Below are 17,313 nucleotides of genomic sequence, written 5' to 3'. Positions count from 1 at the left end.
ATCGGGAGCGGCCAAGCCCGTTCAATAAACGAATTTCCGCTGCGCCCAGTAGCTGAACAAGAACAGGGCGGCTTCCGTCATCAGCTTGGCCGGGACGAGCGGAATGCCGATATGTTCATGAAACAAATGCAGCACCCCGTAATTCAGCAAAACGATAAGGACGACCAGGGTGAAGTATTTAGGCATCGACCGGGATACGGCGGCCTTTCTGCCTTTGGCGAAAACGAATTTGCGATTCATCGTATAGTTGAAAATCGAACTGCACAGACGCGCCCCGACGACGGACAACAGCAGATTCGACTTCAGTCCTTGCAAGACGAGCAGCAGCGCGAAATCGAGGATCGCGGCGAGGCCCGAAGACAGGCAGAACTTCAGAAAAGGAAAATAAATACGCGCGGAATCGGCAAGCGGGCGAAAATGGGAAGATTTGTTGTCGTCGAGATAGACGGTATCGATCGGCACCTCGACCAGGCCGTAGCCGGCATTCGGGGCTTCCAGCAGCATGTTCATTTCGTACTCGAAGCGCTCGCCCGGAATGCGGCATAACCAGTCCAGCATGTCGGCGGAGTAGCCGCGAAGCCCGGTCTGCGTATCGCGGATGGAATGGCCGGTCGCCATCGCGAACACCTTCCGGGTCGCCGTATTCCCGAAGCGGCTGCGCAGCGGAACGCTGCCCGAGAACTGCCGGCTGCCGAGCACGATATGGCTGCGATGCTCGCGGACGGCCTGCATGACCTTCAAAATATCCTTCGGCAAATGCTGCCCGTCGCTGTCGGCGCAGACGACTCCCTCGCGGTCGCCGCGTTGCCTCATGTAATCGAAACCCGTTTTCAACGCGCTGCCCTTGCCCCGGTTGGCGGGGTGCACCAGCACGGTGCAGCCGGCTTCTTTTGCCTGGTCGAAAATTCCGCGATACCTCTCGCCGCTGCCGTCGTCAACGATCAGGATCGAATCGCGGGTCGTTTCCTTTAATTTGCGAACGAGGGCGATCAGCCGGTTGTCCGGTTCGTAGGAAGGGATGAGGATCGTCATACCGGTTCGCCTCCTTCTTTAAGATGGGGGAATGTAAATAATGTCGCTGACGCCGCGTTCCTTGCCTTCGCCGAGCGGATCGTTCACGACCCGGCCCATGAAATACATCGTCGACGAGCCCCCGCCGTCGAGATTATAGGCTTCGGTGGCCCCGAGCTCCCGGAACAGCTCCGCGAATTCGGTCAGCGTCATACCCCGGCTGTAACCTTCCTCGCGTCCGTCGACCACGACGAACAGAAAGTGGTTCGGCGCGATCATCCCGATGCCGGTTCGCGGATTGGCGTTCTGGATCGAACGGTTGCCGAAGTTGTTGTCGATGCGCACGCTGCTGAAGTCGCCGGCGATCTCGCCGTCCTGAACGAGAATCGGGCCGAACGAGAAGGTGTTCGTGACCCCCTGGGCAAGAAGCTCGTCCGAGGAGGTTCCCTCCTCGTCATACGGCATCAGGGTGCCGTCCTCGAGCAGGGCCAGGCCGTCGCGCGCCGGTTCGTCGCGGTACAGCGTCCCGTTGCGGATGACGACGCCGTCGCTGCGGAAGCCGTAATAATCGCCGTTAATGGCGAATACGGCGTTATTGCTGGCGGCGATCGTCGAGGTGTCTTCGGTGATGTTCGTGCCGAAGGCGTTTTTGGCGAAGGCGGTTAGCAAGTCCGCCGATTCGCTTAACTGGACGTCGGCTGCGAAGTAGGTGACGACGTCGTCGCCAGAGCCCGTTTGCACCTTTTCGATGCGGATCGTGACGTTTTCGTCCGTGTAGTTCCAGTCGTCCCATTCCGCTTCCGTCGCGGAGGCGTCCGGCGCATCGGTTCCGGAGGATTCCGACGTTCCGGATGTCCCCGAGCTCTCCGAGGCTCCGGCGTCTTCCGAAGCTTCCGCGGACTCGGAGGTTGCGGACGTTTCCGGGCGCCCCTGGGCGGACGCGCCGTTCGGAGCGACGACGACCTCGACGTGCTCGATCAGATAGCGATCGGCGAGCCGGTACGCAGTCGTGCCGAGCGCCAGCAGAATGACGGCTATTATGGCGAAGATTTTGGTTTTTTTTCGTTGGCGGAACATAAGCTCCACTCCTTTCGGCAACTGAACGGCTTCTTCCGGCGGCTGCCCGCCCCGTTCATGCCCCCATCTTAGAGCGGCAACCTTTAATGAGTCTTAAACGAAAAAAGGAGGACCCGGCATCGGATCCCCATTCCGCGACGGCAAGCATTTTCCCGGCTTTGATAACGGCCGCTTACGCCGCGGCTTGAGCGGCGCCGCGCAAAAACCCGCAAGACGCGCGCGGGAAGCGCGCTCTTGCGGGTTCGGTCTGCGTCGGGTTATTTAATTGTCGCCGCCTCTGAGAACGACCGGCTCCGATTGGTTGCCCGCGTAATCCTCCAGCACGACATGCACGTTCTCGGCCGTCGAGGGAAACGCGAGGCTTGCCTTCGTGCTCCGGCCGCGGATGATCCGGTCTTTGTCCCCTACGCCGTAAGTGGTCGGGAAGGACCGGAGAACCCCGTCTTCATATACGTACAGATAGCGCCAGTCTCTCGTTTCCGGCATCGGCAGATGGAGCGTGTCGCCCTCCCAATACCAGTCCTCGGCATACGGCTCGGCGATCGTATCGATGAAGGCTCCGCTTGCGGACACCGCGTCCCCGCGTTTGGGAGCGATCGTTACCACATACTCGTCCCCGTTGACCGGCATCTTGTCGAAAACGACGGAGGTCGTGCCTTCGGAAACGACTTTATTTTCCTTCACCGGTTTTTTGGATGTCACCCAGTTGACCGATTCGACGTTGATTTTCAAGTTGCCCGTCGATACCGAAGGGTTGGTCCAACTGACGGTCAGCTTGCCGTCCGCCGTCGATTCGACTTGCACGTTCGATACCGTGCTCGTCAGGTCGAACGGCAGAACGGCGGCTTCGCCTTCCCGTCCGTCGGCGCCGACCGGAACCACTTTGATCGTACCGGACAGCGCCGGGAGATCTTTGATGTAGAACACCTCGTCGTATTTGCCGCCGACGAACGTGTCGTTGACGTAAACGTTGTACTGCTTTACGACTTCGTAGTTTTCGTTCATTTTCCAGCTGATGTTCATTTCGCCGGTGTCCGCGTACGCTTCCGTAATCGTCAGTTTGGACGGAGCCGAAGGACGAACGGCGGAGCCGTCATGGATGCGGATTTGCCCGATATTCATTTGATACGTTTCGACCGCTTCCTGCTCCGGAGCGAAAACGAGCCCGAAAGCTGCGATCGTCCGGCCCGCATAGGCGCCGAGGTCGAGTTCGGCCGATGCCCAGCCGTTTGTCGCTTTCCCGCTCTCCGGAACCGGAACCTTCACGACTTCCTCCGGCCGATCGGCGAAAATAAGCCCGGCCTGCATGGCGGACGCGTCCGTTTCCGGCTTGTTGAAGGTGACGGACAGCTTTGAGTTCGCGTTTACGCTCAGCTCGGTTTTATACAGACGCAGGAAGGTTTCCGCATCCAGCTTGCCGCTGACGACGAGGGAGCTTCCTCCGTTGTACGCGCCGATCTGCTCGTACGATTGGCGTCCCGAGTCGCCCAGGTCGTATTCTGGACCGTAATCGAAGTCGACGTCCAGCCGGCTGCCGGCCGTGTCCTGCCACCACTGCCAGGTGACCGGAACGTCCTGCAGGCTCATGTTCGACCACTCGTCCGGGTTCGAGACCGCTCCGTCGCGATAGTAGGAGAGACCGTGCCCCGTGTTGAAATCGGTATAAAAATTCGTGCCCCCCACGACCGAACGCTCGGCGATGACCGAAGAGATTCCCGGCCAGTACCGGTTGTCGGCATAGACGTCGGCGACGGTATTCGTCGGGGAGGTCGCCGTATTCGTCGGATCGACGTTCGGGCCGGACCACCAGAGCTGTTCGCGCAGCTTGGTCATCCACTGGTACTCGTTTTCCGCGCGGTGCCGGACCGGCCAGCCCAGGTTCATGTCCTCGTCCAGTCCCGCGTGGACGAAGTCCGCCCCGAGCGTGGCGATGCCGAGGCGCGGCACGCCGTTTGCGTCCAGCTTGTTTTTCAGCGCGGTGCCGTTGACGCTTTTGAACCGGTCGCGTCCGGCTTCAAGGCCCGCAAAGCCGACGTCGTCGAGCTCGAAATCGGTGCCGGATTGGGCGTTCAGATTTTGGAGATAGGCAGCTGCCGCATTGATCTGGCTGTTCCCCATTCCGTAATCGAAGAAAAACGACTGCGACACCTGTTCGCCCGTTGCCTTGTCGTAAAGGAACGAGATGTTGTGGTCATGGAAGGTGCGCGCGAACGTGTTGGCGCCGGTCGCCGTGTTCAGCGAGTCGTACCACTGAACGTACAGCCCGCCGTCCTGCAGCGCTTTCATGAATCCGATGTAATCCGGAATGTCTGCGACGGCGACGTTGGGGTTCTGCTCCTCCTGGTTGATGAAGTAACCGTCGTAACCGAAGTATTCGGCCATCTCGATCAATTTCTCGGCGACCGGGTAGTTTCCTTTTTCGTCCTTCACGATCATCTGCTTGTACGTTTGCTGGCCGCGGTCGTTATTGGAGAAAAAGATGCCGGCCAGCGACAGCACGCCGTTTTTGTGCGCCGCGTCCGTGTACGTCGGATTCGGGATGTTCAGCATGCCGAACTCGAACCACTTTTGCTGCCAGTCCTTCTGGGCCAGCTCGTCGTAATATTCGGGAGGGGTGTAGGCCGTGGCGGTTCCGTGCCAGGGCGACCAGTAATCGACATACTGCCAGAAATGAAAATGGTATTGGGCGAATTTGTTCGTGTAAGGCGCGTTCTCGATAAACGCGTTTCCGTAGTCGCCGCTGACGTTCGTCATTTTGACGTCCGGATCCAGATTCGGATTGGCTTGCGACGAGGCGAAGGGAGCGATCCGCTGCTGAAGCGGGACATGGGACCGGAGCATTTCCGCATAAGGGTCGCGCTCCGGGCTCCAGTCGGCAATATGGCCGCTCGTGTAGCCGTGCACGCTGGGCTGGTTAACGCCGTGAGCCTGATCTCCGGCAAAAGGCCAGGTGTCCCCGGCCGCCGCCGCAAGCGGGAAGCTGGCCGTAAACAAGGCTGTGGCGACGCTGAGCACCGTGAACCTGGACCAGGTTTTCTTCTTGTTGCGAGTCTTCAATGCATCATTCTCCCTTTCCGCGTTTTGTCGTCCTGATGAATCACCCCTAATCTATTACATGTAACCCCTTTCAAGTAGAGGACAAACTAAAGATTTAAGGGAGAAACTAAAGAAAAACGAACCGCCGATTTCACGATTCGTTCTCGATGCCTAGGCTCCGATCGTGCCCCTGAAGATTTCGAACTAGTGCCGGGGCCCGATTTTCCGGACGCATTTGGCGGCTCCGCAAGCGACGGTGATCGTCTCGCATATGGAGGCGGTCAACCACTGCTTCTTGTCCCGGGGCGAGCTGAGGAGCATTATTGAAGAGAAGGGATTGCGCGATCGAATTCTCGTGCCGGACGATGGGGAAACGATCGATCGCTGACGGCTGGCGGCAAACCCCATTCTGGCCGAGTCCTGCCCATTGGATGGCGAGCCGGGGAACCAACAAGGCGGCCATGCGGCCGCCTTGTTTCGGTTGCGGTGTTTCTTTACACCGTCCCTGGCCCCCCGTCCGTCGGTTCCGCGCCCGTTTTTATATGATTTTTCGTACAACCCCCCCCCCCGTTTTTCCCCTTCTGCCTTGGCAATTGTACGATTTTTCATACAAAATCTCCCCGTCCGTCGGTTACCTTTCGCATACGCCGAAAAGTCAAAATAATACACGCCCACGGGTATGAAACATGTACCGTATTTCCGCCCCCGTCTTGCTACAATGGGGACACATTAAGGTAATAGGGGCGAAAGCGATGAACGAACGGGTAGCGATTTCGAAGTCTCCGGAAGCCAAAAAACGGTTCTGGACGCGCAAAAGGCGCGCGGAGGCGGCCGGGTGGCTGTTTATTGCTCCGGAAGTGATCGGGATGATTCTCGTTTCCCTTTTTCCGCTCGGGTTCAGTCTCGTGCTGAGCTTTACGGAGTGGAATCTGGTCGGGGGCCTGTCCGCTATCAAGTGGATCGGGCTGGACAACTTTTTCAGTTTATTTGAAGATAACAAGTTTCTGATGGCGCTGGAAAACAACATTTGGTTTACGATCGGAACGGTTCCGGCCACGCTCGTCATCAGCATCGCGCTGTCGGCCGTCATCCAGAAGAAGCTGTACGCCAAGAGCTATTTCAAAGTGGCATTCTTCATTCCGTATATTTGCTCGACGATCGCGACGGCCGCCGTCTGGTCGGCGCTGTATCATCCCTCGAAGGGGCCGATCAACCAGGCGCTGCTGCAGCTCGGCATCGACAATCCGCCCAACTGGCTGGTCGATACCAGCTTCTCGCTCGTCGCCATCATGATCATTTACGTCTGGCAGCTGCTCGGGTACCAAATGATCATTTTCCTGGCGGGGATGACCAATATTCCGGACGAGCTGTACGAGGCGGCGACCATCGACGGAGCGAACGGCATGCAGCAGTTCCGGCGCATTACGCTGCCTTTGCTCGGCCCCACGACGTTCTTTTTGACGATTACCAGCATTATTTCGTCGTTCAAGGTGTTCGACATTATCAAGTTCCTGACCAACGGCGGCCCGAACTACTCCAGCACCGTCATTGTGTATCAGATCTACGAAGAAGGCTTTCAGCGCTTTAAAATGGGCTATGCGTCGGCCATGTCCTGGGTGCTGTTCCTCATGATCGTGCTGGTGACCTCGATTACCTGGATTTCGCAAAACCGCAAAGTTCATTACTGACCGATGACGGAGGCCTACTCGATGAGAAAAATCCAACTCGGCAATTGGCTGCTGACCGCCGCATTCGCCGTAATCTCGCTGTTTTTTCTGCTGCCGTTGTTCTGGATGCTGTCGGCCGCTTCCAAAACGGAGAAGGACGTATGGACGTTCCCGATTCAATGGATCCCCGAAAAATGGAACCTGATCGAAAATTTCAAAGAGGTATGGATGGGGGACGTTTCCTTTACCCTGTTTTACGGGAACTCCTTGAAAATCTCCATTTTGACCACGCTGGCCACCCTGCTCATCTCGGCCATGGCCGGCTATGCCCTCTCCAAGCTCAAGTTCAAGGGGAGCGCCCTGGTGTTCAGCCTGATGCTCGCCTTCATGATGATTCCGGAGCAGGCGACGCTCGTGCCCCGCTATATTATGATCAAGGAGCTGGGGCTGTACGACACGCACCTTTCCCTTATCCTCCTGAGCATGTTTTCCAGCTATTTTACGTTTTTGCTGCGGCAGTTCATGGCCGGCATCCACAACGATATGCTGGAAGCCGCGGAGCTGGACGGGGCCGGCTACTTCCGCATCTTCTGGAGCGTCATGCTGCCGCTCAGCCGCCCGATTCTGGCGACCGTGGGCATCATCAAGTTCATCTGGACCTGGAACGACTACCAGGGACCGCTTATTTTCCTGTATTCGACCGACCTGTATACGATTCCGCTCGGCATGCAGTTTTTCAAGGAGGAATTCGGCACGCGGATCTCGGTCATGATGATGGCCGCCGTCTCCGCCGACATTCCGCTGCTTGCGCTGTTCCTGGCGCTGCAGAAGCAGGTCATCAACGGCATCGCGATCGGCGGCGTGAAGGGCTGACGCCCTCAGCCGGTCGCAGCCGCGGCTCGCGAGAGTCAAAAATGTCCACGCCGAAAGCGCAATACGGTACACGGCGAGCCGCACGGCGGGAAGGTATAATGATCGTGCAACGACACCAAAACCGGGGGGATTCTTTTGAAACGATTTAGTTTAGCGCTTACAAGCTTGATTCTGGTCTTTGCGCTTGCGGCATGCTCGGGAGGAAACGGCGGCAATTCGAACGCCTCGCCGTCCGCGGAGGCTCCGTCCTCGACGGCGCCGGCAGCTTCGGGCAGCGGGGAAGCGGCGCCCGCGGAAAAAACGAAAATCAAATTTTACACGTTCAAAATGAGCAAGCCGGAAGAGCCGTTCTATCAGGCGGTGCAGGCGTACAACGAGTCCCAGGACAAGGTGGAGGTCGAGTACGTCTCCCTCGTGCAAAACAGCGACAGCGTCGAATTCATGACCAAGCTGGATGTGCTGATTGCCGGCGGAGAAGCCGTGGACGTCTTCATGACGGGCAACGAGGAGCAGGTGCTGGAGCGCGCTTCGCGCGGCATCGTGGAACCGCTTAACGGCCTGTTCGCCCAAGAGGGCGTCACGCCGGAAGACGAATATACCAAGGTGATCAAGCTCGACGATCAGGTTTACGGGCTGCTGACCAACTCGACGCAGTGGTTTACCGTATTCAACAAGGACCATCTGGAGGAAGCGGGCCTGGCGCTGCCGGAGATGGGCTGGACGTGGGACGATTTCCGCGAATACGCCAAAAAGCTGACGACGGACGAACACTACGGAACGTATTTCCATACGTGGGGCGAATACCCGAACATCATCGCCTATACCGAGCGCCCGCATCCGCAATTGTCGGCCGACCGGAAACCGATTTTCGACGATCCGTCCTTCGAATACTTCTTCAATCTCCGCCGCGCCATGGAGAAGGAAGACAAGAGCGTAGAGCCGTACGCCGACGTTCTCGCTTCGAACTACCACGTGCTCCAGCAGTTTTTCGCCGGAAACGCGAGCATGCTGGCCGTGCCGAGCTACGCGGTCAGAGCGGGTCTCAACCTGGAGAGGTTCCCTCATGAATTCCAGATGCAGTACGCCCCGATTCCGCGCGCCGTCGACGCGACCGATATGGGCATGACGAACATTTCGGGCAGCGGCATCGCCATCGGCGCAAGCTCGAAAAACAAGGAAGCGGCATACGACTTCGTCCGTTGGATGACGACCGAGTCCTACAAGTTCACGCAGGAAATCCCGGCGGCCAAAGGGGTTGACGGCAACCAACTGCTGACGGACTTTTTCGGGGACAACACGGATCTGATCGATATCGAGTCGTTGTCCAAAACGTTGTTCGATCCGAACGTGAAAATGCCGGAAGGCGGCGTGAGCGTGGCGTACGGAGCCGAGCTGAAAACCATCGTCGAAAACGGGTTCAACAGCTTCATGCTGGACAACCGCAGCTTCGAGGACGTGCGAAAGGAAATGACCGAGGAAGCGGAGAAGGTCATCCAGGCCAATCCGTAGAAAAACGCGGGGCGGCAGCGGGGAGAATGCGGTATAATGGGGAATGAGTAAAGGACGGGGTGGAGATGAGCGCGTTAATGGGCTGGATGAGCCGCTTTTCTTTCCATCGCAGACTGCAGTTTTCGTTCCTGATCTTGATCCTGCTGCCGTTCATGGCGGTTACGCTCTGGTCGTATACGTCCGTCAAGCAGAACGTGACCGACCGGACGCTGCGCTCCAATGAAGAAACGCTCCGGGTGATCGCCAACCAACTTACGAAGACGATCGACACGATATCCTTCGCCTCGATTTACTTTTCCCAGTCGTACGACGCCGAAGCGCTGGAGAGCCTGCGATACTTGAAGGACAAGGACTCGTTCACGGACTACGAGGCGTACGCCCGGCATTCGAAGCTGAAGTCGATGGCCAACATATTGACCGTGCAGTCGTTCGACGCCAATCTGGAAATTCTCATCGTCAACCGGAAAAACCGGATCGTCATGGGCAACCTGGACCGGGCATTGTTCTCGGAGCTGCCGGACGGATTTCTGGCGGCCGGCAGCCGCGTGGACGACAGCGAAACCTCGATTTTGCAGTGGTTCCCTTCCGGGAGCGGCGATGCCGCTCCCGCGCATTATTATGCGGCGCGCGTCATCGCCGACCCGCGCAACTCCGAGAAGCTGGCGACGTTGTTCATCGGCATTCCGAATTCCTATTTCCAAAGCGTGTTGAATACGGGCAATCCGGCAGTCGCCGTTACGCTGACGGACAAGTCCGGCAGCCGGATCGCTTCCGCGAACGAAATTGGCGACCTTTCCGGCGCGGATGTGCTGAGCGGCGAAGTGCGGATTCCGCGAGTGGATTGGCAGCTTGCCAGCCATACGCCAAGGAGCTCCATCGTCGGCCAGATCAACCGCGAATTTTTCGTTTCCATTATGGTGGTCGGCATTTTTTTCGTCGGCTTTCTGGTATTGTCGGTCCTGTGGGCCGGACAAATCAACAAGCCGCTCAGCCTGCTTCGTTCCAACGTCAAGCAGTACGTCGGGGGCAACCGGAACGTGCGCTTGCCGGTCAAGGGCAAGGACGAGGTCGCCCAGCTGTCCTCGGCGTTCAATCAGATGCTGGACGAGCTCAATCAGCTGCTGCATCAGGTGGAGACCGAGCAGGAGGAGAAGCGGAAGCTGGAGCTGCAGGCGCTTGCCGCCCAGATCAGTCCGCATTTTTTGCTGAATACGCTCAATTCCATCAAGGTGAACCTGCTGCTTGCCGGCGATTCGGCGCATGGCGGCATGCTGGAATCGCTGATCAAGCTGCTGCGCGCCTATGTGCGCGTCGAGCCGGTCGGGCTGGCGGAGGAGTGCAAAGTGCTGGGGAGCTACATCCAGGTCATGCAAATCCGCAACCGGCTGGACATCCGGTTCCATAGCCGGATCGGCGCGCAGGCCGAAGCGATCCGGCTTCCGCGCCTGCTGCTGCAGCCGATCGTCGAGAACGCGATCATCCACGGCTTCTCCTCCCGTCCCGAGAACCCGGCGATCGAGCTGAGCGCCGAATGGACGGGCGCCGGGCTTCGCATCGAGATCGGCGACAACGGCCGGGGCATGCCGGACGAACGGCTCAAGCGGCTCAACGACCGCCTTGACGGGATCGCGGGAGAGGAATCGCCCGCGTCCGGCAGAGGGGTCGGCATGGTCAACGTCGCCAGAAGGCTGCGGATTTTATACGGGCCTCTGGCGCGCCTTTCGGCCGCGAACCGTTCCGGCGGCGGCCTGGCCGTCGTGTTTTTCATCCCGATGACTCTTCCCGAGGAGGCGGCTTCCGATGATATCGGTCATGCTGATTGACGATGACGTCCCGATGCTGGACTATGTGGCGCAGCTGCTGAAGCAGCTCGATCTGGAGCTGGAGCTGACGGCTTCGGCGTCCACCAGCGAGCAGGCGCTGGAGCGGTTTCAAGCCGCGCTGCCCGACCTGGTCGTCACCGACATCGGCATGCCCGGCATGGACGGATTGGAGCTGGCGCAAGCTTTCCGCACGATCAAGCCGGAGGTCAGGCTGATTTTCCTGACGTGCTACGAAGAGTTTCAGTATTCCAAGAGAGCTTTCCAGATGGAAGCCGACGATTATTTGATCAAGGACGAGCTTTCGGCCGAGCAGCTTCGCGTCAGCCTGCGCAAGGCGATGGATCAGTTTCGGGCCCGCAGCGAGCGGATGGAGCGCTATGTGATTCGGCAGGATATCGAGCGCAACAAGGATGTGCTGAAGACGAGCTTTCTGAAGGAGCTGCTGGCCGGCGGCGGCGGCTTGACGGGCACGATGCAATTCGGCGAACGGCTGGGCATTTCGTGGAAGCTGCCTTTTTTTCGGGTCGGCTTCCTCCATCTCGACGCCGCTTCCGTCGCGGAGCGGTACGGGTACGAGGACATGCATTTGATCCAGTACGCGGTATTCAACATGGTGACGGAAATTTGCGCCGATGCGGGCGCGGCTCCCGTTACCCCGTTCATGACCAAGGATTACGAGATTTATCTGATCTGGAACGCGGCCGGCCCCGGGGAAGCCGAAGGAAGCCCAAGCCGCGGCAAGGCCGACGGGGCGGAAGCGGACATGCTTCGCTTCATGGAGACGGTACGGGAAAAAACGAAGCAGTACTTGAAAATCGACGTGCTGGGCTTTTATTGGCCGGAAGCCGTTCCGCTGGCGCAAATCGGAGCCGCCCATCGCCGGATGACGGCTTGCCGCGAGCAAAGCTTTTACGGCAGCGCCGGGGCGGCGGCGGTATCGGCCGAGCCGGCGCCGTTCGATCCCGCCGCCGACGGCAAATTCGACAAGGAAAGAGGCTTGCTGTCGCTCGCGCTCGAGGAGAACGACGGATCGTGGATCGATCTGGCCGTCAGCGCGATGAGCCAGCGGGTTGCGGCGGACCGCTTGCCGCCCCGCCTGGTCAAGGAAGCTTGCGCGGATCTCGTCCGGCAGCTGGCGTACGAGACGAACGGGCAGGTGGGGGAGGGCTTCTACACGCATCTCGGGCTGGCCGTTCGAGCTGCGGAAGCGGTTCAACTGACTCGCCGGGAGCTGCGGGGCTTGTTCGTCCGTCACTCTCTTGCGCCCGGGGGCAAAGAGGAAGAAAGGGATTTGCGGCTGCAGGCGATCGATCAATATTTGCAAGAGCATGTGGACGAAATGGTCACCTCGGTCGACATGGCCCATTATTTGCACTTGAATCCCAGTTATTTTTCCCGGTTTTTCAAACGGCTTGCCGGGGTCAACTTCACCGAATACGTCAACCAGTTCAAAATTAACATGGCGATCCGGATGCTGCGGCAGGAGAACGAAACGGTGGAAAACGTCGCGTATACGCTCGGGTTTTCGGATCGGGCCTACTTTTCCAAAGTATTCAAAAAGTACAGCGGCAAAAGCCCGAGCGAATTCAAGGGTTCGTAACGAGAAGTCAAAACAATCCACGTCAAGGAGTACGAAAAGTGCATAGTGCTTAACGTGCTCCGCTTGCTATAGTAAAAATTGTAAGCGCATACAATCAAGGTGATCAACCTTGCGCGTATGAGCTGCACATTCCGCAAAGGAGGGGCTTACGAATGTCGGCGTCAAGCAAACCGAAAGTTCGAACGGGCTGGCTGGCGGCGGTTGCGGCCTGCGTGCTGCTGGCGGCAATGCCGATCGGGAGCGGCAAGGCGAATGCGGCCGCGTCGGGGGATGCTTACGTGAATTACGATTCGGCCACGCGGACGTGGACGATGGGGACGGGCAAGGTGGAGAAGGCGGTGCGCTTCGGCGAGGGGACGTATACGATGACCCGGCTGGTCAACAAGGCGACCGGCCGAAATTACGTGCAGGGGGCGAGCCCGAACTCCGACGAGTTCAACGTCAAAATCGGAACCGCTTCGTACAACGGCTCCGGCGGGGGCTGGATTTACGATTCGTACCGGACGCAAACGCTGGCGCAAGGCGAATTGCAGCTTAGCGTCGTTATCCATAACAGCGTCGTCGAGGTTACGCGTCATTATGTCGCGTATCCTTCGACGGGCGTCATCGAGGAATGGTCGGAATTCCGGAATATTTCCGGAAGCTCCCAAAGCTTCGCGGATATATCCGCGTTTCGCCAACGCGTGATGCAGAACGATGCCGGGCAGGTCGACCTTTACGTCATGAGCGGCGACAAGGCGGATACGCCCGTCTGGAACAAGCTGCTGGACCCCAAGCCGGCGACGGCGAACACGACCTTCGCGGGCAACGGCTCCAACAAGTACCATCCGTTTCTGGCGCTGTACAACCGCACGTTGTCGGAGGGAATTTTCGTCACCTGGGACTACACGGGGAACTGGCTGGCGGAGGTCGGCGATTTTTCCGGCCGGACGTTCGCGCAGATGAAGACGAGCTCCGGCCCGGTAACGATCGCGAACAACGCGACGTTGAAGGGTCCGCTAAGCCGTACGGGCGTGTTTTCCGGGGACCTGGACGATATGGGGAATACGATTCTCGATTTCACTTATCGCTACAAGTGGGACTACACCCGGGAAGAGTATTTTCCGCTTGTCCGCTTCGGCGGTTACGGCAGCGACCCGGCCCACATCCTGAACAAGATCCATTCGACCCGCTATATCGGGGGCGATTTGATCTGGATCGACGCCGGCTGGCAGGATTATTTGGGCGACTGGAACAACAAGCCGGGAGAAAGCAACGCCGCCTACAACGCCTACGCGGTTAAAAACGGGCAGAAACTCGGGCTGTGGCTCGTCCCTTGGGGGCGGAAGCGAATTCCCAAATTGCCGCGGCTCATCCGGAATGGATGGCGAATCCTTCCTGGTACAAGGCGGGATTAAGGACGGAGCGCCAGGACGTCGTGGCGCACATCCTCGCGATGCTGAATCAAAAACAAACCGAGTTCGGGAGCTTTATGCTGAAAACGGACTACGGCGCCGACTCCGGAACGATTCTGAAGGCCAACAACATTCTCTACATTCTCGAACAGTTCAAAAAGCAAAATCCCGGCGCGGCCTTGCTCCTGTGCAGCGACGGGGCGGGCCTGCTGTCGATCGAAACGGCGCGGTTCAGCGACGTGGTGCAGCTGCGCGACGGAGCGGCGGGCAGCGAGGACGGGTATTATACGTCGCTGCTGTTCCCTTCCGAGAAGCTTCAGGTCAGCTACGGCAGAGGCGACATCGGCAACTACAGCAAAAGCAACCGCTACTTGTTGAGCTACCACCTGACGATCGCCGGCAAAGTCGACGGGACGCCAAGCGAGATGGAGCCGCTGCGCCGGGACGTGGACCTGTACCGGTACCTGAAGACGCAGGGCGTCATGGGCAGATGGGTGAAGGTGTACCGTCCCGCCGTCAGCGCGGGCGACAAGGAAGGCATTTTGCAAAAAATGAGCGGCGACGGCTCCAAAGGGTACATCACGTTCGCGAAAAAAGACGCGATGGTCGGCACGAATGTCACCGTCTTCCCCAAAGGCTTGAACGCGTCGGCCAGCTACACGGTCGCGACGCTGGAAGGCGGCAAAACGACGGAAACGCGCAGCGGCTCCTACTGGATGACCAACGGCATTCCGCTGACGCCGTTCAAGCAGGGCGAGGTCATTTTCTTCAACCTGGAAAACCGGCCGATGTCGGGCAGCGATACGACCGCTCCCTCCGCGCCGGGCAACGTCTCGCAAGCCGAAGCTTCCAACCTTGGCTATAACGGTATCGAAGTAACCTGGACGGAAGGCGCCGACGACAACTGGATTTCCTATTACGAAATTTTCAAAAACGGGGCCGCATACGACAAAGTATCGAAAGGGACGTACTACTTCGACAAGGAGGGCGTTTCCGGCGACGAGTATCAGGTTCGGACGGTGGACGGCGATGGAAACGTTTCGGCGCTCGCGCCGACGGCCGTCGGCCCGGCAAACGTGGCGGCGGGAAAGCCGGCGACGGCGGATTCGGTCTATGACGTCTTCGCGGCGGAGAAAGCGGTGGACGGCGTCGTGTCCGACGAATCCCGCTGGGTAAGCGCGAATACGAACGGCCCGCATTGGCTGGAGGTCGATTTGGGCCAAAGCTATGCCATCGGAAGCGCGGAGGTTCATACCGGCCACAGCGACGGCAACGCGGTGTCGAACTTCAAGCTGCAGGCGTGGAACGGAAGCGGCTGGACGGATATCCCGGGAGCGTCGGCGAGCGGAAATCCGAAGACGAGTACGGTCGTCTCCCTGGCGTTCGCCGACCCGGTCGCGACGAGCAAGGTCCGGTTTGTCAGCACCGACAACGGCTATGTGAGGGTCAAGGAGCTGAAGCTGTTCGCGCTGTAGGCGGCAGCCAAAACAGGACCGCCTTCGGAGGCGAAGCGCCCCGAAGACGGTCCTGTCGTATATGCGAGATTAAACGTGCAGCTTGACCTGATACCCCGGTTGGTTTTTCGGGTGGTTTTGATTGAGGAAGACGGAACGGTCGTTTTTCAAGGAAATGACTTCAAAGAATGGCGTGAAGCGCTCTTCCGAAACGTTGAACGCGGCCAGGAACTTGGCGAATAACTGTTGTTCCTGATGCTCGGGTTCGCCGTCGGCGAGAGAGGAATCGACCAGGTTGACCAGGATGCAAATTTTTTGCGCGTCGGTCAGGATCGGAGCCGCTTCCTGCAAAAACTTGTCGATCGGGGTCGAGCGAACGTATTTCAAGGCCCGACCAGCAGAGCCCGGTTGTTCGCACCGACGCCGATGACGCCGTTCTGCTCTTCTCCGCCCAAGACGGCCAGCAGCTGCCCTACTTCTTCGTGATCCATTTCCCCGTCCGATTGCATCATGTACAGCAGCGAGCTCGCGAACGCGAAATGCGGCGTCATGCCTTCCGTGCTTTTGTCTCCTTTGAATAGATCGAACAAACCCATTCGAGAAATCCTCCTATGCCCGATAAGTTTTGCGATTCTTGCAGTTTCGCGAATCGCCTAAAGCTATTTACGGGCATTCTAATTCGCAGTTTCAGAGAGTTGGAAGAAAAAACCGAATGCGGATTGCCAAACCTCATCGCGCCCGGTACGATGAAGCTATGACCGATGCGGAGGGGAAACTGTCCTATGTCTATCTATGAGCGAATGATGAATCGAACCGGAGGCGTCAAAGTCGACACGACGCTCGACATTTCCCGCGGAGTTCGCTGCGGGGAGGAGCTGAGCGGCACCGTCATTTTGAGGGGAGGACGGGACGCGAAGCATGTGACCGCGATCGAATTCGGGCTCGTGGCGGAATTTTTTTGCGAAAAAAACAAGCAAATCGTTAAAGACAAAGGCGTCATTTACCGCCATACGCTCGGAACGAGCGTTACGGTCGCCCCAGGCGAAGAGAAACGGGTTCCGTTCCGGTTCCGGATTCCGTTGACGACGCCGGTGTCGATCGATTCTTCCAAGGTGTGGCTGGAAACGACCGTGAACGTGGAGATGGAGGAGACCAGGAACGACCGGGACGCCGTGCCGATTTTGCCGCATCCGATCGTTCACGGGTTCTTCGAGGCCGTCAAGCTGCTGGGACTTCGGCTGGATGAGGTTTCGCTGCTTCATGTCCCGCACCTTCGGACGGAATTCCCGTTCGTGCAGGAATTCGAATTCAAGCCGCGGCTGCCCTCGGCTCTGGACGAAATCGAGGTTTACTATACGGCGGACAGGTCGGAGCGGGTGAACTTTTTTATCGAAATCGACCGGCGGGCCAAAGGGCTGAGCGGCCTGCTGGAGGAAGCGTTCGATTGGGACGAGCGGCATATCCGGGTTACGTTGACGAAAGAGGACGCAGCCGACCCGGAGCGGTTGGCGGACAAGCTCGCGAGGTGTATCCTGCCGCATTTGAAATAACATACTTGACGTTCCTTTGTTATTATAATAAACTTAGTTTCATAAAGTAAGTATAGGCTGCTTTTCTTTTCTTCATGGAACAAAGGGCACCCCGAAGGGTGCCTTTCTTAGGTAGATCGGAATGCGATGTTTGCGTGGACTGGCGCGGCGCCGCTCAGGCGGCTGAGCCTGCGAAGCTGCGCCTATGTTGGATTTTATCCAACGGGTGGTGCGAGAAACGCGGAAACCTCGGTCTACAGTGGATTTTTTCCAACGCGGAACCTGAAATAAGGGCAAAATCGCCGAAAATGCCTCGCCTGATTGGACAAAATCCAACGAA

13 protein-coding genes are annotated in these 17,313 nt (G+C 58.4%); 8 read left to right on the top strand and 5 right to left on the bottom strand.

Features of this window, described 5'->3' with window-relative positions:
• Nucleotides 1–21: 21 nt before the first annotated feature.
• The 3 genes from JW799_RS06780 to JW799_RS06770 all read right to left on the bottom strand — a co-directional run bounded on the left by JW799_RS06780 (nt 22) and on the right by JW799_RS06770 (nt 5,145).
• On the bottom strand, nt 22–1,032 hold the full coding sequence (locus JW799_RS06780) for a bifunctional glycosyltransferase family 2/GtrA family protein (RefSeq protein WP_205429177.1): 1,011 nt from the start codon (nt 1,030–1,032) through the stop codon (nt 22–24).
• 18 nt (nt 1,033–1,050) lie between these two features.
• Nucleotides 1,051–2,088: a phosphodiester glycosidase family protein gene (locus tag JW799_RS06775; protein ID WP_205429174.1), complete on the bottom strand. Its 1,038-nt coding sequence runs from the start codon at nt 2,086–2,088 to the stop codon at nt 1,051–1,053.
• 261 nt (nt 2,089–2,349) lie between these two features.
• Nucleotides 2,350–5,145 carry an endo-beta-N-acetylglucosaminidase gene (locus tag JW799_RS06770; RefSeq protein WP_205429172.1) on the bottom strand — a complete coding sequence of 932 codons (2,796 nt, stop codon included), beginning with the start codon at nt 5,143–5,145 and terminating at the stop codon, nt 2,350–2,352.
• Nucleotides 5,146–5,876: 731 nt separating this feature from the next.
• Here JW799_RS06770 and JW799_RS06765 point away from each other — a divergent pair.
• From JW799_RS06765 to JW799_RS29535, 7 genes are all read left to right on the top strand, one after another.
• Nucleotides 5,877–6,812 carry a carbohydrate ABC transporter permease gene (locus tag JW799_RS06765; protein ID WP_080832280.1) on the top strand — a complete coding sequence of 312 codons (936 nt, stop codon included), beginning with the start codon at nt 5,877–5,879 and terminating at the stop codon, nt 6,810–6,812.
• A gap of 21 nt (nt 6,813–6,833) precedes the next feature.
• A complete protein-coding gene (locus JW799_RS06760) occupies nt 6,834–7,664 on the top strand; it encodes a carbohydrate ABC transporter permease (RefSeq protein WP_205429170.1) in 831 nt (276 codons plus the stop codon).
• Nucleotides 7,665–7,799: 135 nt separating this feature from the next.
• Nucleotides 7,800–9,173: an ABC transporter substrate-binding protein gene (locus JW799_RS06755; protein ID WP_139787055.1), complete on the top strand. Its 1,374-nt coding sequence runs from the start codon at nt 7,800–7,802 to the stop codon at nt 9,171–9,173.
• A gap of 65 nt (nt 9,174–9,238) precedes the next feature.
• Complete coding sequence (locus JW799_RS06750) at nt 9,239–10,996, top strand: sensor histidine kinase (RefSeq protein ID WP_205429168.1); 1,758 nt, start codon at nt 9,239–9,241, stop codon at nt 10,994–10,996.
• Entirely contained in the window at nt 10,974–12,596 is a 1,623-nt protein-coding gene (locus JW799_RS06745) for a response regulator (RefSeq protein ID WP_205429167.1), read from the top strand. The genes JW799_RS06750 and JW799_RS06745 overlap by 23 nt, the downstream gene beginning before the upstream one ends.
• A 152-nt stretch (nt 12,597–12,748) precedes the next feature.
• Nucleotides 12,749–13,993 carry a hypothetical protein gene (locus JW799_RS06740; RefSeq protein WP_205429166.1) on the top strand — a complete coding sequence of 415 codons (1,245 nt, stop codon included), beginning with the start codon at nt 12,749–12,751 and terminating at the stop codon, nt 13,991–13,993.
• Nucleotides 13,900–15,465, top strand: coding sequence for a discoidin domain-containing protein (locus JW799_RS29535; RefSeq protein WP_205429165.1), 1,566 nt, complete (start codon nt 13,900–13,902; stop codon nt 15,463–15,465). The genes JW799_RS06740 and JW799_RS29535 overlap by 94 nt, the downstream gene beginning before the upstream one ends.
• A 69-nt stretch (nt 15,466–15,534) precedes the next feature.
• On the opposite strand, the gene JW799_RS28415 is transcribed toward JW799_RS29535, so the two are convergent.
• Both JW799_RS28415 and JW799_RS28410 read right to left on the bottom strand, forming a co-directional pair.
• Entirely contained in the window at nt 15,535–15,831 is a 297-nt protein-coding gene (locus JW799_RS28415) for a hypothetical protein (protein WP_240353187.1), read from the bottom strand.
• Nucleotides 15,828–16,040, bottom strand: coding sequence for a hypothetical protein (locus tag JW799_RS28410; protein ID WP_240353186.1), 213 nt, complete (start codon nt 16,038–16,040; stop codon nt 15,828–15,830). The genes JW799_RS28415 and JW799_RS28410 overlap by 4 nt, the downstream gene beginning before the upstream one ends.
• A gap of 186 nt (nt 16,041–16,226) precedes the next feature.
• Between JW799_RS28410 and JW799_RS06725 the strand changes: the two genes are divergently transcribed.
• On the top strand, nt 16,227–16,994 hold the full coding sequence (locus JW799_RS06725; RefSeq protein ID WP_205429164.1) for a sporulation protein: 768 nt from the start codon (nt 16,227–16,229) through the stop codon (nt 16,992–16,994).
• Nucleotides 16,995–17,313: the final 319 nt, after the last annotated feature.

This window comes from Cohnella algarum (assembly GCF_016937515.1).
In the GTDB taxonomy this organism is placed as follows: Bacteria; Bacillota; Bacilli; order Paenibacillales; family Paenibacillaceae; genus Cohnella; species Cohnella algarum.
This window is presented reverse-complemented; position numbering and strand designations above follow the sequence as displayed.